This window comes from Caballeronia sp. LZ016 (assembly GCF_031450805.1).
Classification (GTDB): domain Bacteria; phylum Pseudomonadota; class Gammaproteobacteria; order Burkholderiales; family Burkholderiaceae; genus Caballeronia.
In genome coordinates this window covers 2,044,435-2,058,582 of the sequence record NZ_JARTVY010000001.1, presented here as the reverse complement: position 1 = coordinate 2,058,582, position 14,148 = coordinate 2,044,435, and the positions used below count along the sequence as shown (strand labels likewise).

Below are 14,148 nucleotides of genomic sequence, written 5' to 3'. Positions count from 1 at the left end.
CCGGTGGTCGCACCTTCACTCTCGTCTTCGCCCTTGCGCAACGGGCATTTGCGGGCGTTTGTCCGCGATGCAAGGGCGCATGCTGCCGATGTTTAGCGGCTGCCGCCGGACAAACTTTAGGCGCTTGCAGGACTATCTGCGGCGACTAAACGCAAAAGCCGCCCGAAGGCGGCTTTTGCTTCTTGCTGCGGCTGCGGCTGACGCTGCGTGCGCTTAGTCGGCAGCGGCCTCACGGCTCGCGCGACGGCGCTCGTGCTCCTTCAGATGACGCTTGCGCAGACGGATGGACTGCGGCGTCACTTCGACGAGTTCGTCGTCATCGATGAACTCGACCGCGTATTCCAGCGAAAGCTGAATGGGCGGCACGAGGCGCACGGCTTCGTCGGTGCCCGACGCGCGCACGTTGGTCAGCTGCTTGCCCTTGATCGGGTTCACGACGAGGTCGTTGTCGCGGCTGTGAATGCCGATGATCATGCCTTCATACAGCGCATCGCCCGGCGACACGAACATGCGGCCGCGATCCTGCAGCTTCCACAGCGCATAAGCGACAGCGGCGCCATCGTCCTGCGAGATCAGCACGCCGTTGCGACGCTCGCCTACCGAGCCTTCCTTCACCGGCGCGTAGGAGTCGAACGTATGGCTCATCAGGCCCGTGCCGCGCGTGAGCGTCAGGAACTCGCTCTGGAAGCCGATCAGACCGCGCGCCGAAATCTTGTACTCGAGACGCGTGCGGCCGCGGCCGTCGGAGGTCATGTCGAGCATTTCGCCCTTGCGGCGGCCGAGTTCTTCCATCACGCCGCCCTGATGCTGGTCTTCGATATCGACCGTCAGGTTCTCGTACGGCTCGCACTTCACGCCGTCGATTTCCTGCAGCACCACGCGCGGACGCGACACCGCGAGTTCATACCCTTCACGGCGCATGTTCTCGACGAGAATCGTCAGGTGCAATTCGCCGCGGCCCGACACTTCGAACGTGGTTTCGTCGCCGGTATCTTTCACGCGCAGCGCGACGTTGTGATTCAGTTCCTTCATCAGACGGTCGCGAATCTGGCGGCTCGTCACGAACTTGCCTTCCTTGCCCGCGAGCGGCGACGAATTCACGAGGAAGTTCATCGTGAGCGTCGGTTCGTCGACGGTGATCATCGGCAGCGCTTCGGGGTTTTCCGGCGAGCAGATGGTCACGCCGATGCCGATTTCCTCGATGCCGTTGATCAGCACGATGTCGCCCGCCTGCGCTTCTTCGACCTGCACGCGCTCGAGGCCGTGGAACGACAGCACCTGGTTGATCTTGCGATTCAGGATCGCGCCGTCCGGACCCGAACGCACGGCCACTTGCATGCCGGGGCGGATGCGGCCGCGCGCAACGCGGCCCACGCCGATCCGGCCGACATACGTGTTGTAGTCGAGCGAGGTGATCTGCAGTTGCAGGGGACCGTCCGGGTCGGCCGGGCGAACCGGCACGTGCTCGAGGATGGCTTCGAACAGCGGACGCATGGTGCCTTCGCGCACGTCCGGGTCGAGGCCCGCATAGCCGTTGAGGCCGGATGCGTAGACCACGGGGAAGTCCAGCTGCTCTTCGGTTGCGCCGAGCTTGTCGAACAGATCGAAGGTCTGGTTGATGACCCAGTCGATACGCGCGCCCGGACGATCCACCTTGTTGATGACGACGATCGGCTTCAGGCCGAGCGCAAGCGCCTTCTTCGTGACGAAGCGCGTTTGCGGCATGGGGCCTTCGACGGCGTCGACGAGCAGCAAGACCGAATCGACCATCGACAGCACGCGCTCCACTTCGCCGCCGAAGTCGGCGTGCCCGGGGGTATCGACGATATTGATGTGCGTGCCTTCATATTCGACCGCGCAGTTCTTCGCGAGGATCGTGATGCCGCGTTCCTTTTCGATGTCGTTCGAGTCCATGACGCGCTCGGCGACCTGCTGGTTTTCACGGAACGTGCCCGATTGACGGAGCAACTGGTCGACGAGCGTGGTCTTGCCGTGGTCGACGTGGGCAATGATGGCGATATTGCGGAGGGCGCGAGTCATAAGGGATATCTTGGTTGTGCGCCGTCGAAGCGAACCCGGGAGTTGAAGGCTCCTGCTGGCTCGGCAAACCGTCGATTGAGCGTCAGATCGTGCGTGACGCCCGGCGTGGATCGCTCGGAAGACTTCAGGGATTTGAACTACTCTTCCGGCCCGGCGCGGTGAGAACCGTAAAGTATAGCACGCACAAACGTCCGCTTTTCGACAATAGGACGCTACCCGAATCCGCGGCGCCAGGCCAGCGGGGCCGCGCCGACTCCACCCACGCGCGAAGCCCCGTCCCACAAGGCATCCGAGGAAGCCGCGCGCATATTGTAAGCAAGTCCATAAAAGTTCCTTGCAGGCGACGTAACGCCGCGCCTATAATCCTGCCTAGTCCACTATTGCAGTTGCATATTCCTTTCATGAGCGACGCTCCAAAACCCACGGCGATCGACAGCTATGTGCTGAGCGAAAGCGTCGGCTATCTGCTCAGTCGCGTGCGCTCGACGCTCTGGAACATGGTGACGCAGCACACGACGTCCGAACTCGGCATCACGAGCACGCAGGCGAGCATCGTGTTCATGCTGGCGGTCGGCAAGTGCATGACGGCCGCCGATATCGCGCGGGAATACGGCATCGATGCAAGCGCGGTCACGCGCCTCATCGACCGTCTGGAAAAGCGCGGGCTGCTGTCGCGCGTGCGCAGCAACGAGGACCGGCGTGTCGTGCGTCTTGCGCTCACCCCCGACGGGCGCGCGATGGCCGAGCAGGTTCCGGCGATCTTCACCCGCGTGCTCGACACGCTGCTCGCGGGATTCACGCCCGAGGAAGTGGGCTTCCTGAAGAGCATGCTGCGCCGGATTCTCGCGAACACGTGCGATCCCGCTGCCGCCTGCCTCGCCGGCAATGTCGAGAAGCCAGGCGCGCCTTCGCGATGACGCAGATTTCGCGTCTGCCAGCACCTGAGATAGTTGCAACGTCCATAATCCATACCTCTCTCGAGAGACGAGCGATGAAACACCTTTCCTTGTCCGCACTTCGGCCCGCGAGCGGATTGCGCCGAGCGCAGAGCGCCGTGGCCGCCGCCGTGGCGGCGCTCGCGGTCGCGGGCTGCGCGAATTACGCGGGCATTTCGAGCGACAAGCAGATCACCGCGCCCGAGACTCTGGAGTCTTCGCAGAGCGTGCCGGCGCAGGGCGGCCAGTGGCCGAGCCTCGACTGGGCGAAACAGTTCGGCGACCCGCAACTGCCGCAACTGATCGACGAGGCGCTCGCGGGCAATCCGAGCATCGCGCAGGCGCAGGCGCGCATCGCGAAGGCGTCGTCTTATATCGAAAGCTCGCGCTCGACGCTGTATCCGCACGCCGACGTGAAGTATTCGTGGACGCGCGAGTTGTACTCGGCGAACGCCCTCTTCCCGCCGCCCTACGGCGGGACGTGGTACAGCGAGAACAACGTGCTCGCGAGCGCGTCGTGGGACCTCGATCTGTGGGGCAAGAACCGCTCGCGCCTGAACATGGCGGTTTCGCAGCAGAAAGCCGCCGAGGCGGACATGCAGCAGGCGCGCGTCACGCTGGCCGCGTCGGTGGCGCGCACGTACAACCAGCTGGCGCTGCTCTACGCGCTGCGGGACGTCACGCAGCGCGAAATCGCCAATCGGGAGAACGTGGGCCGCATCACGAGCGGGCGCGTCACCGCCGGTCTCGACACGAACGTCGAACAACGCACGGCCGAGGGCAACGTCGCGACCAGCCAGACCAATCTCAGCGAGCTCGACGGGCAAATCCAGTCGGTGCGCTATCAGCTGGCGGCGCTGCTCGGGAAGGGTCCCGATCGCGGGCTGCAGATCGCCAATCCGGTGATCAATCCGGACATCAACGTGGCGCTGCCCGACAACGTGCCCGCCGATCTGATTTCGCGCCGGCCGGATATCGTCGCGGCCCGCTGGCAGATCGAAGCGGCTACGCACAACATCAAGGAAGCGAAGGCCGAGTTCTTCCCGGACATCAACCTGGCGGCGGGCTTCGGCTTCGATGCCTTCGGCTGGGGCCGTTTCCTGCAGGCGAGCAGCCGGCAGATTCAGGCAGGCCCGGCAATCCACCTGCCGATCTTCGACGCCGGCGCACTGCGCGCGCAGCTGAAAGGCCGCTACGCGGATTTCGAGGGCGATGTCGCGAACTACAACCAGACGCTCATCAACGCGCTGAACGACGTGGCGACCAACATCGCCGCGATCCGCGCGCTCGACAGGCAAATGGCCGACGCACAGCGCGCACTCGCCGCAGCCACGAGCGCCTACCAGCTCGCGGTGATCCGCTACAAGGCGGGCCTGTCGCCGCAATTGCAGGTGTTGACGGCCGATCAGAACCGCCTCGCCAACGAGCAGACGGTGACGAACCTGCGCCTGAAGCGAAGCGATCTGCAAATCGCGCTGATCCGCGCACTCGGCGGCGGATTCGACGCGACGAGCACCGACCTCGCCATCGACGGCAGCGGACAGCGCCAGGCCGCGAACCAGACCGCGAATCAGACCGCGAATCAGGCGGCATCGCACTGAGCCGCGCACAAGAACACGCATCAAGACCAATACGGAATTTTCGGAGCCCTTCATGAGCGACCCTAAACAAAACGCCGCCAGCGCACCCGCCGCCGCGCCCGCGCCGAAGCAAAACAACGGCAAGCGCCGCCGGCTGATGGCGCTGATCGTGCTCGTCATCATCATCGCGGCTGTCGCGTACGGCCTGTATTACTTCCTCGTCGCGCGCTTCCACGAAGACACCGATGACGCGTACGTCAACGGCAACGTCGTGCAGATCACGCCGCAAGTGGTCGGCACGGTCATATCCGTCAATGCCGACGATACGCAGACCGTGAAAGCGGGCGATCCGCTCGTCGCGCTCGATCCGGCCGATTCGAAGGTCGCACTCGATCAGGCCGAAGCGAACCTCGCGCAGACGGTTCGCCAGGTCCGCACGTTCTTCGTCAACAACAACCAGTACGAAGCGCAGATCGCGCTGCGCAAATCGGACCTCTCTCGCGCGCAGGACGACCTTCGCCGCCGCCTGACCGTTGCGCAGACGGGCGCGGTATCGCAGGAAGAAATCTCGCACGCACGCGATGCCGTGCGCAGCGCGCAGGCCGCGCTCGACGCAGCCCAGCAGGAACTCGCGTCGAACCGGTCGCTGACGGCCAACACGACCATCGCCGATCATCCGAACGTGCTCGCCGCCGCCGCGAAGGTGCGCGATTCGTACATCAACTATGCGCGCAACACGCTGCCCGCGCCGGTCACCGGCTATGTGGCGAAGCGCTCGGTGCAGGTCGGCCAGCGCGTGGCGCCGGGCAACCCGCTGATGGCGATCGTGCCGCTCAACGCCGTATGGGTCGACGCCAACTTCAAGGAAGTGCAGCTGAAGCACATGCGCATCGGCCAGCCGGTCGAACTGACGGCCGACCTCTATGGTTCGGGCGTGGTGTTCCACGGCAAGGTGATCGGCTTTTCCGCCGGCACCGGCTCGGCGTTCTCGCTGCTGCCGGCGCAGAACGCGACGGGCAACTGGATCAAGGTGGTGCAGCGCCTGCCGGTCCGTATCCAGCTCGATCCGAAGGAACTGGAACAGCATCCGCTGCGTATCGGCCTGTCGATGAACGTGGATGTCACGATCAAGGACGAGCAAGGCGGCCAGCTCGGCGCGGCGCAGAACACGGTGTATCAGACCAACGTGTTCGACAAGTACGGCGAGCAGGCGGACGCTGAAATCGCGCGCATCATCCAGCAAAACGCCGGTACGAGCGCTGGTACGCAGGGCGCGTCGTCGTCGCCGTCGTCCGCTTCGCGCGGCATTGCGGCGAAGTCGGCGTCGGCCGCCAAGCTCATGTAAGCGGCAGTATCGCGGACCTAACACATGTCTCAAGCTAACGTCGTTCATGCGCCTCTCTCGGGCGGGAAGCTGGTCGTCGGGACGATCGCCGTGTCGCTCGCGGTGTTCATGAACGTGCTCGACACGTCCATCGCGAACGTATCGATTCCGTCGATCTCCGGCGACCTCGGCGTATCGTCGGATCAGGGCACGTGGGTCATCACGTCGTTCGCGGTCGCCAACGCGATCTCGGTGCCGCTCACGGGCTGGCTCACGCAGCGCATCGGCCAGGTGCGCCTCTTTCTCGGCTCGATCATTCTCTTCGTGCTCGCGTCGTGGCTGTGCGGGCTCGCGCCGACGCTGCCCTTCCTGCTCGCCGCGCGCGTGCTCCAAGGCGCGGTCGCCGGCCCGATGATTCCGCTCTCGCAAACGCTGCTGCTTGCAAGCTATCCACGCGAAAAAGCGCCGATGGCGCTCTCCATGTGGTCGATGACCACGCTGATCGCGCCCGTTGCCGGCCCCGTGCTCGGCGGATGGATTTCGGACAACATCTCGTGGCCGTGGATCTTCTACGTGAACATTCCCGTCGGGATCGCGGCGGCGCTCGCGACGTACGCGATCTTCCGCGACCGCGATTCGGCCATCCGCAAGGCGCCGATCGACACGGTCGGACTCGCGCTGCTGGTCGTGTGGGTCGGCTCGCTGCAGGTCATGCTCGACAAGGGCAAGGACCTCGACTGGTTCAATTCGACGACCATCGTCGTGCTCGCGCTGATCGCGGTCATCTCGTTCGCGTTCTTTATCGTGTGGGAGTTGACGGCGGAGCATCCGGTCGTCGATTTGTCGCTCTTCAATCTGCGCAACTTCACGGGCGGGACGATCGCGTTGTCGGTCGGATACGGCCTCTACTTCGGCAATCTGGTGCTGCTGCCGCTGTGGCTGCAAACGGACATCGGCTATACCGCGACCAACGCGGGGCTCGTGATGGCGCCCGTCGGCGTGTTCGCGATCCTGCTTTCGCCGATCACCGGCAAGTTCCTGCCGCGCACCGATCCGCGCCGCATCGCGACGGCTGCGTTTCTCGTGTTTGCGCTTTGCTTCTGGATGCGTTCGCGTTACACGACCGGCGTCGATACGTGGTCGCTGACGCTGCCGACGCTGATTCAGGGCATCGGCATGGCGGGCTTCTTCATTCCGCTGGTGTCGATCACGCTGTCGGGCCTGCCGGGGCATCGGATTCCGGCGGCGTCGGGATTGTCGAACTTCGTGCGGATCATGTGCGGCGGTATCGGCACGTCGATTTTCTCGACGGCGTGGGAGCATCGGACGATCGTGCATCACGCGCAGCTCGTCGAACAGGCGAACGCCTACAACCCGACATTCGCCAATTCGATGCAGCAGATGGGCGCGCTGGGCATGTCGCAGGAACAGACTTACGGTCTCTTCAACAGCATGGCGACGCAGCAGGCCGCGCAGCTCGGCGTGAACGACATGTTTTATATTTCGGCGGGGATTTTCGTCGCGCTGATCGCGCTGATCTGGATTACGCGCCCGGAACGTGCGGGCGGCGGGGATTCGGCGGCGGCGGCATCGGCGGCGCATTGAGTCTTCTTGCGCCGCACGCCTGAGAAAAAAAGCCCGGAGTCTTGCGCCTCCGGGCTTTTCTTTTACGCTCTCAGCTTGCCGTGACCACCAGCCGCTCCGGCGCGAGCACGCCCTCGCCCGCTTTCGCGACGCCGAGCAATCGGCCGCCTTCCTGCGCATAGACGCGCACGCGGCCCGCTTCGATTTGATCGGGCGATACATCGGCCAGCCTCAGCCGCTGCCCATGCAGAAACCGGCGACATGCTTTGTCGTCGAGCTGCACGGCGGGAAACGTGGACAACAGCGCATCCACCGGCTGAAGCCGCGCGTCCCGGTCCGCTTCGTTCAGTGCCGTCAGTTCGTCCAGCGTCACCGCGTTCTCGAGCGTCAACGCGCCAACGCACGTGCGACGCAACGCCGTCAGATGCGCGCCGCAGCCGAGCGCCTCACCGATATCTTCCGCGAGCGTACGCACATACGTACCCTTGCTGCACGTCACGCGAAAGGTCACGAGCGGCAGCGCGCACGCGATCATCTTCAAAGCGTGGATCGTCACCGGACGGGCTTCGCGCTCGACCGTCTGCCCCGCGCGTGCATACTCGTAGAGCGGCTTGCCATCACGTTTCAATGCCGAGTACATCGGCGGCACCTGCACGATATCGCCTAGAAATCGCGTCATCGCCGCTTCGACAGCCGCTTCATCGCACGCGACGTCGCGGACTTCGACCGCCTCGCCTTCGGCATCGCCCGTCGCCGTGCGGATACCCAAGCGCATCGTCGCTTCGTAGGTCTTGTCGGCTTCGAGCAGGTCCTGCGAAAACTTGGTTGCCTCGCCGAAGCAAAGCGGCAAGAGGCCGGTCGCGAGCGGATCGAGCGTGCCGGTGTGACCGGCTTTCTTCGCGAGATAGATGCGCTTCGCCTTGATGAGCGCGTCGTTGCTCGACAACCCGAGCGGCTTGTCCAGCAGCAGCACGCCATCGAGCGCGCGGCGCACGAGCTTGGGCCGCGCGGCCTGATTCTTCGAAGCGGTCATCGCTCAGGCGCCTTCCTCGTCGTCCTTCGCGCGCGTCGCGTTTGCCTCGTCGATCAGGCGCGACATCTCGACAGCCTTCTCGATCGTCTGGTCATAGCGGAAGTGCAGCGTCGGCACCGTATGAATATGCAGCCGCTTGAACAACTGATTGTGCAGATGCCCCGCCGCGTGATTCAGCGCTTCCTGCGTCTGCTTGGGATCGCCCGTCAGCGTGGTGAAGTAGACCTTCGCGTGCGCGTAGTCCGGCGTGAGCTCGACGCTTTGAATCGTCACCATTCCGACGCGCGGATCTTTCACCTCGCGCATCAGCTCCGACAAATCGCGCTGAATCTGATCCGCAATCTGCACGTTGCGGTTCGTGGATGTCCGTCTTTTAGCCATGATTTCGTTCCGTTTCTAATCCGCCGCCGCGCCAAAGAAAAAGGCGGAGCCAGCCAATTGGCCCGCTCCGCCCCGAGGCTCAGCGTAGTGATGCGTTACAGCGTGCGAGCCACTTCCGTCACTTCGAACACTTCCAGCTGATCGCCTTCGACGATGTCGTTGAAGTTCTTGATCGAGATACCGCACTCGAAGCCCTGACGCACTTCCTTGACGTCGTCCTTGAAGCGCTTCAGCGAATCCAGCTCGCCCGTATGAATGACGACGTTGTTGCGGATCACGCGCACCGACGAGGAACGCTTGACGAAACCGTCCGTCACCATACAACCCGCGATCAGACCGACCTTCGGCACGCGGATGACCTGACGCACTTCTACCGTGCCCGTCACCGTCTCGCGCTTCTCCGGCGCGAGCATGCCGGACATCGCCGCCTTCACCTCATCCACTGCGTCGTAGATGATGTTGTAGTAGCGAATGTCGATGCCGTTCGATTCGGCCAGCTTGCGGGCTTGCGCGTCCGCACGCGTGTTGAAGCCGATGATGACCGCCTTCGACGCCGTCGCCAGGTTGACGTCCGACTCGCTGATCGCGCCGACCGCGCTGTGCACGATCTGCACGCGCACTTCGCCCGTCGACAGCTTTTGCAGCGACTGCACCAGCGCTTCCTGCGAGCCCTGCACGTCCGCCTTGACGATGAGCGGCAGGTTCTGCACTTCGCCTTCGCCCATCTGCTCGAGCATGTTTTCGAGCTTCGCGGCCTGCTGCTTCGCGAGCTTCACGTCGCGGAACTTGCCCTGACGGAACAGCGCGATTTCGCGCGCCTTGCGCTCGTCCGGCAACACGATGACTTCTTCGCCCGCCGCCGGCACTTCCGACAGGCCCTGGATTTCGACCGGGATCGACGGACCCGCGGTCTTCGTCGGCTTGCCAGTTTCGTCCAGCATTGCACGAACGCGACCGTAGGCGCTGCCCGCGAGAACCACGTCACCGCGATTCAGCGTGCCCGACTGCACCAGGATGGTCGCGACCGGGCCCTTGCCCTTATCCAGCTTGGCTTCGATGACGAGGCCCTTCGCGGCCGCTTCGACCGGTGCGGTCAGTTCCAGCACTTCGGCCTGCAGCGAGACGTTTTCCAGCAGATCGTCGATGCCCTTGCCGGTCTTCGCCGACACTTCGATGAACGGCGAATCGCCGCCGTACTCTTCCGGCACCACGCCTTCCGCGACCAGTTCCTGCTTCACGCGGTCCGGGTTGGCTTCCGGCTTGTCGATCTTGTTGATCGCGACGACGATCGGCACGCCGCCCGCCTTCGCGTGAGCAATCGCTTCCTTCGTCTGCGGCATCACGCCGTCGTCGGCTGCGACCACCAGAATGACGATGTCGGTCGCCTTGGCGCCGCGCGCACGCATGGCCGTGAAGGCTTCGTGACCCGGCGTGTCGAGGAAGGTGATGACGCCGCGCGGCGTATCGACGTGATAAGCGCCGATATGCTGCGTGATGCCGCCCGCTTCGCCCGCCGCCACTTTCGCGCGACGGATGTAGTCGAGCAGCGACGTCTTGCCGTGGTCGACGTGGCCCATCACGGTCACCACCGGCGGACGCGGCAGACGCTCCGCCGTTTCCTCGGTCGTTTCGCCTTCGATCAGCAGCGCTTCCGGATCGTCCAGCTTGGCCGCAACCGCGCGATGACCCAGTTCCTCGACGACGATCATCGCGGTTTCCTGGTCCAGCACCTGATTGATGGTGACCATCTGGCCGAGCTTCATCATCACCTTGATGACTTCGGAAGCCTTCACCGACATCTTGTGCGCGAGGTCGGCCACCGAAATGGTTTCCGGCACGTGCACTTCACGGACGATCGGCTCGGTCGGCGCCTGGAACGTGGTCTGGTCCTGATGCTTGCCACGGCCCTTCGGACCGCCGCGCCAGCCGCGATCGACGCCGCCGCTCGTGTCGCCGCGCGTCTTGATGCCACGGCGCTTCGATGCGTCGTCCTGCCAGCCGCCCTTGCCGCCGGCCTTCTTCTTGTCGCCGGAAGGAGCCGCCGTTGCGGGCGCCGCCGCACCGCCGACAGCCGGCTTCTTCACTGCGGGGCGGGGTGCCTGCGCGCCTTCCGGCTTCGCCGGCTTGTGCAGCGTACCCTTGGCCTCGGCCGCCTTCGCCGCTTCCGCGGGCTTTGCAGCAGGCGCCGGCTCCGGCGCCTTGACTTGCGCCTTGCGCGGCGTGTTCATCATTTCGCGGATAGCGCGCGCTTCGGCTTCGGCCGCCGCCCTGCGCTTCGCGATTGCTTCTTGCTCCATGCGCGCCTTCTCAGCGGCCGCCTTCGCGTCTTCTTCCGCTTTCTTCGCGGCTTCGCGCTGCGCGGCGCGCTCGGTGGCTGCCTTCTCTTCCGCTGCCTTTTCCGCGGCGGCCTTCTCGGCGGCAGCAGCGGCTGCGCGCTGGGCGCTGTCGTCCTGCTTGTCTTGTTTGTCCTGCTTCGGCTCGGCCTTCGCTTCCGCGGTGACCTGCGCGCGCGATTCCTGACGCGCAGCCTGAGCCGCGCGCGAGATTTCGGCTGCCTGCGCCGCCGCCGCCGCGCGGCGTGCCGCCTCGGCTTCCTGCTTGCGACGCTCGGCTTCGGCCGCTTCCTCGCGAGCGCGACGCTCCGCTTCCTCGCGCTCGAGCTGAGCCTGACGCTCCTTCAGCTCGCGCTCTTCGCGCTCGAGCTGCTCGGCGGCGCGGCGTGCTTCTTCCTCGCGGCGCTGCAGTTCGGCCTCGTCGACTTCCGGCTCTTCGACGTGATTCGGCGTTTCGACAGGCTGCTCGACGCCGGTTTCGTCGCGCTTCACGAAAACACGTTTTTTGCGCACCTCGACCTGAATGGTGCGAGCTTTACCCGTTGCGTCGGATTGCTTGATTTCCGACGTATGCCGGCGGGTCAAAGTGATCTTGCGCTTGTCGGCCTCGGCGGAACCGTGCGACTTGCGCAAATGATCGAGCAGACGCGCCTTGTCCGTCTCGGACAGGTCGTCATTCGCGCTCGCTTTCTGGACGCCAGCCGCCTGCAACTGCTCGAGCAGGACGCCCGCAGGCATTTTGAGTTCCGCGGCAAATTGGGCTACGTTGTTACTCGCCATTCATTCCTCTTGATGCAAGGACCAATCCTTGCGGTTAGATCGGGGTCACGCGGCCGAACCGGCCGCCAAATTTCAGTGCGCCATGGTCATTTCTCACTGGAACCAGTGTTCACGTGCTTTCATGATCAACGCCTTAGCGGCATCCTCTTCCATACCGGTCATTTCGACCAGTTCATCTACTGCCAGCTCCGCGAGGTCGTCGCGGGTTTGAACCTGGTGCTCCGCGAGCTTCGCGAGAAGCTCGTTGTCCATGCCTTCCAGACTTTTAAGATCGAGCGCGACGCCTTCCACCTTCTCTTCGTTGGCGATGGCCATCGTCAGGAGCGCATCGCGCGAGCGGTTACGCAGCTCGTGCACGGTGTCTTCGTCGAAGGCTTCGATTTCGAGCATCTCGTTGAGCGGCACATAGGCGATTTCTTCGAGGCTCGTGAAGCCTTCGTCGATCAGGATGTCTGCGACTTCCTCGTCCACATCCAGACGCGCCATGAACAGGTCGCGCAACTTGCCACGCTCTTCGTTCTGCTTCAACGCCGATTCGTCCGGCGTCATGATGTTGATCTGCCAGCCGGTGAGTTCGCTGGCGAGTCGAACGTTCTGGCCGCTGCGGCCGATGGCGACCGCGAGCTCGCTTTCGTCGACGACGACGTCCATCGAATGCTTTTCTTCATCGACGACGATCGACTGGACGGCTGCCGGCGCGAGGGCGCCGATCACGAACTGCGCGGGGTCTTCCGACCATAGCACGATGTCGACGTTCTCGCCACCGAGCTCGTTACGTACCGCCTGAACGCGCGAACCGCGGATGCCAACGCAGGTACCGATCGGGTCGATACGCTTGTCATAGGCGATCACCCCGATTTTCGCACGCACGCCGGGATCGCGCGCGGCCGCCTTGATTTCCAGCAGCCCTTGTTCGATTTCCGGCACTTCCAGCTCGAACAGCTTCATCAGGAACTCGGGCGCCGTGCGCGAGAGTTCGATTTGCGGGCCACGCGCCGTGCGGTCCACCTTCGCGATGTACGCGCGCACGCGGTCGCCCACGCGCAGGTTTTCCTTCGGAATGAGCTGATCGCGGCGCAGCAGCGCTTCGACGCGGCCCGATTCGACGATGAAATTGCCCTTGTCCAGACGCTTGACCGAGCCGGTCATGATCTTTTCACCGCGCTCGAGAAAGTCGTTCAGAATCTGCTCGCGCTCGGCATCACGCACTTTCTGCAAAATGACCTGCTTGGCCGCCTGCGCGCCGATACGGCCGAACTCGATCGAGGGAATGGGTTCTTCGATGAAATCGTCCACTTCCGCGTCGGGCTTTTGCTCCTTCGCTTCGAACAACAGGATTTCCTGATCCGGCTCTTGAAGGCCGGCCTCGTCCGGCACCACACGCCAGCGGCGGAACGTTTCGTGTTCGCCGCTTTCACGGTCGATCGCGACACGGATATCGACATCTTCCTCGAACAGCTTCTTCGTTGCCGAAGCAAGCGCAGCCTCCAGGGCTGCGTACACCACGTCCTTGTTGACGTTCTTTTCGCGCGCCAGCGCATCCGCCAGCATCAAAACTTCGCGACTCATTGTTTGCGGCTCCTAAAGTCAACTTTGGGGACGAGACGTGCTTTATCGAGGTCCGCGAGCGTGAAATCGAGCACTGCGGCGCCGTCTTTCCCTTCAAATTCCAATTCGATCTTTTCGCCTTGCGGGGCGTGCAGAATGCCCCGGAACGACTTGCGCCCGTCCAGCGGCTTTTTCAGTGTGATGACGACTTCGCTTCCCGCGAAGCGCTCGAAATCGGCCAGCTTCTTGAGCGGGCGATCGAGCCCCGGCGACGACACTTCGAGGCGGTCATAGTCGATATTCTCGACCTCGAGCACGTACTGGAGCTGACGCGTGACTTTTTCGCAGTCTTCGATGGCGATACCGGCCGGCTGGTCGATATAGATGCGCAGCATGCCGCCTCCCGAACGTTCGAGATCGACAAGCTCGTAGCCCAGGCTCGAGACCGTGGTTTCAATCAATTCCGTCAGTTGCACAGTAACTCCAAGGTGTTCGCGCATCGCGCCGCGAAACACCTGCGGGCGAGCGCCTTGACCGGGCGCGCACCCCTGCTCCCGAGATGCCGAACCAAAAAGCCAAAAAAAAATGGGCGCAACGCCCATCTTTTTCA

At 63.8% G+C, this 14,148-nt stretch carries 10 protein-coding genes; 4 read left to right on the top strand and 6 right to left on the bottom strand.

What is annotated here, in order from left to right:
* Nucleotides 1-213: 213 nt before the first annotated feature.
* Entirely contained in the window at nucleotides 214-2,040 is a 1,827-nt protein-coding gene (gene typA, locus P9220_RS09800) for a translational GTPase TypA (protein ID WP_040050190.1), read from the bottom strand.
* Nucleotides 2,041-2,441: 401 nt separating this feature from the next.
* On the opposite strand from typA, the gene P9220_RS09795 reads away from it, so the two are divergent.
* From P9220_RS09795 to P9220_RS09780, 4 genes are all read left to right on the top strand, one after another.
* Nucleotides 2,442-2,957 (top strand): MarR family transcriptional regulator, encoded by a 516-nt coding sequence (locus P9220_RS09795; RefSeq protein WP_309764666.1) that lies wholly within the window; start codon nucleotides 2,442-2,444, stop codon nucleotides 2,955-2,957.
* Between the two features lie 74 nt (nucleotides 2,958-3,031).
* Nucleotides 3,032-4,576, top strand: coding sequence for an efflux transporter outer membrane subunit (locus P9220_RS09790; RefSeq protein ID WP_309764665.1), 1,545 nt, complete (start codon nucleotides 3,032-3,034; stop codon nucleotides 4,574-4,576).
* 52 nt (nucleotides 4,577-4,628) lie between these two features.
* A complete protein-coding gene (locus P9220_RS09785) occupies nucleotides 4,629-5,900 on the top strand; it encodes an EmrA/EmrK family multidrug efflux transporter periplasmic adaptor subunit (protein WP_309764664.1) in 1,272 nt (423 codons plus the stop codon).
* A 24-nt stretch (nucleotides 5,901-5,924) separates the two neighbouring features.
* Nucleotides 5,925-7,484, top strand: a complete 1,560-nt coding sequence (locus tag P9220_RS09780) for a DHA2 family efflux MFS transporter permease subunit (RefSeq protein WP_309764663.1) — start codon at nucleotides 5,925-5,927, stop codon at nucleotides 7,482-7,484.
* A gap of 70 nt (nucleotides 7,485-7,554) precedes the next feature.
* Here the strand turns inward: P9220_RS09780 and truB are convergent, their stop codons facing one another.
* The 5 genes from truB to rimP all read right to left on the bottom strand — a co-directional run bounded on the left by truB (nucleotide 7,555) and on the right by rimP (nucleotide 14,014).
* Complete coding sequence (gene truB, locus P9220_RS09775; protein WP_309764661.1) at nucleotides 7,555-8,496, bottom strand: tRNA pseudouridine(55) synthase TruB; 942 nt, start codon at nucleotides 8,494-8,496, stop codon at nucleotides 7,555-7,557.
* 3 nt (nucleotides 8,497-8,499) lie between these two features.
* Nucleotides 8,500-8,877 carry a 30S ribosome-binding factor RbfA gene (rbfA, locus tag P9220_RS09770; protein ID WP_309764660.1) on the bottom strand — a complete coding sequence of 126 codons (378 nt, stop codon included), beginning with the start codon at nucleotides 8,875-8,877 and terminating at the stop codon, nucleotides 8,500-8,502.
* A 95-nt stretch (nucleotides 8,878-8,972) separates the two neighbouring features.
* Nucleotides 8,973-11,990, bottom strand: a complete 3,018-nt coding sequence (gene infB / locus P9220_RS09765; protein ID WP_309764659.1) for a translation initiation factor IF-2 — start codon at nucleotides 11,988-11,990, stop codon at nucleotides 8,973-8,975.
* Nucleotides 11,991-12,083: 93 nt separating this feature from the next.
* On the bottom strand, nucleotides 12,084-13,559 hold the full coding sequence (gene nusA, locus P9220_RS09760; protein ID WP_040050197.1) for a transcription termination factor NusA: 1,476 nt from the start codon (nucleotides 13,557-13,559) through the stop codon (nucleotides 12,084-12,086).
* Entirely contained in the window at nucleotides 13,556-14,014 is a 459-nt protein-coding gene (rimP, locus tag P9220_RS09755; RefSeq protein ID WP_309765443.1) for a ribosome maturation factor RimP, read from the bottom strand. Before rimP ends, nusA begins: the two co-directional genes overlap by 4 nt.
* Between the last annotated feature and the right edge of the window lie 134 nt (nucleotides 14,015-14,148).

Bases quoted from the DNA above. Each gene is read 5' to 3' on its own strand.
- typA (WP_040050190.1), bottom strand. From the start codon at position 2,040: ATGACTCGCGCCCTCCGCAATATCGCCATCATTGCCCACGTCGACCAC.
- P9220_RS09795 (WP_309764666.1), top strand. From the start codon at position 2,442: ATGAGCGACGCTCCAAAACCCACGGCGATCGACAGCTATGTGCTGAGC.
- P9220_RS09790 (WP_309764665.1), top strand. From the start codon at position 3,032: ATGAAACACCTTTCCTTGTCCGCACTTCGGCCCGCGAGCGGATTGCGC.
- P9220_RS09785 (WP_309764664.1), top strand. From the start codon at position 4,629: ATGAGCGACCCTAAACAAAACGCCGCCAGCGCACCCGCCGCCGCGCCC.
- P9220_RS09780 (WP_309764663.1), top strand. From the start codon at position 5,925: ATGTCTCAAGCTAACGTCGTTCATGCGCCTCTCTCGGGCGGGAAGCTG.
- truB (WP_309764661.1), bottom strand. From the start codon at position 8,496: ATGACCGCTTCGAAGAATCAGGCCGCGCGGCCCAAGCTCGTGCGCCGC.
- rbfA (WP_309764660.1), bottom strand. From the start codon at position 8,877: ATGGCTAAAAGACGGACATCCACGAACCGCAACGTGCAGATTGCGGAT.
- infB (WP_309764659.1), bottom strand. From the start codon at position 11,990: ATGGCGAGTAACAACGTAGCCCAATTTGCCGCGGAACTCAAAATGCCT.
- nusA (WP_040050197.1), bottom strand. From the start codon at position 13,559: ATGAGTCGCGAAGTTTTGATGCTGGCGGATGCGCTGGCGCGCGAAAAG.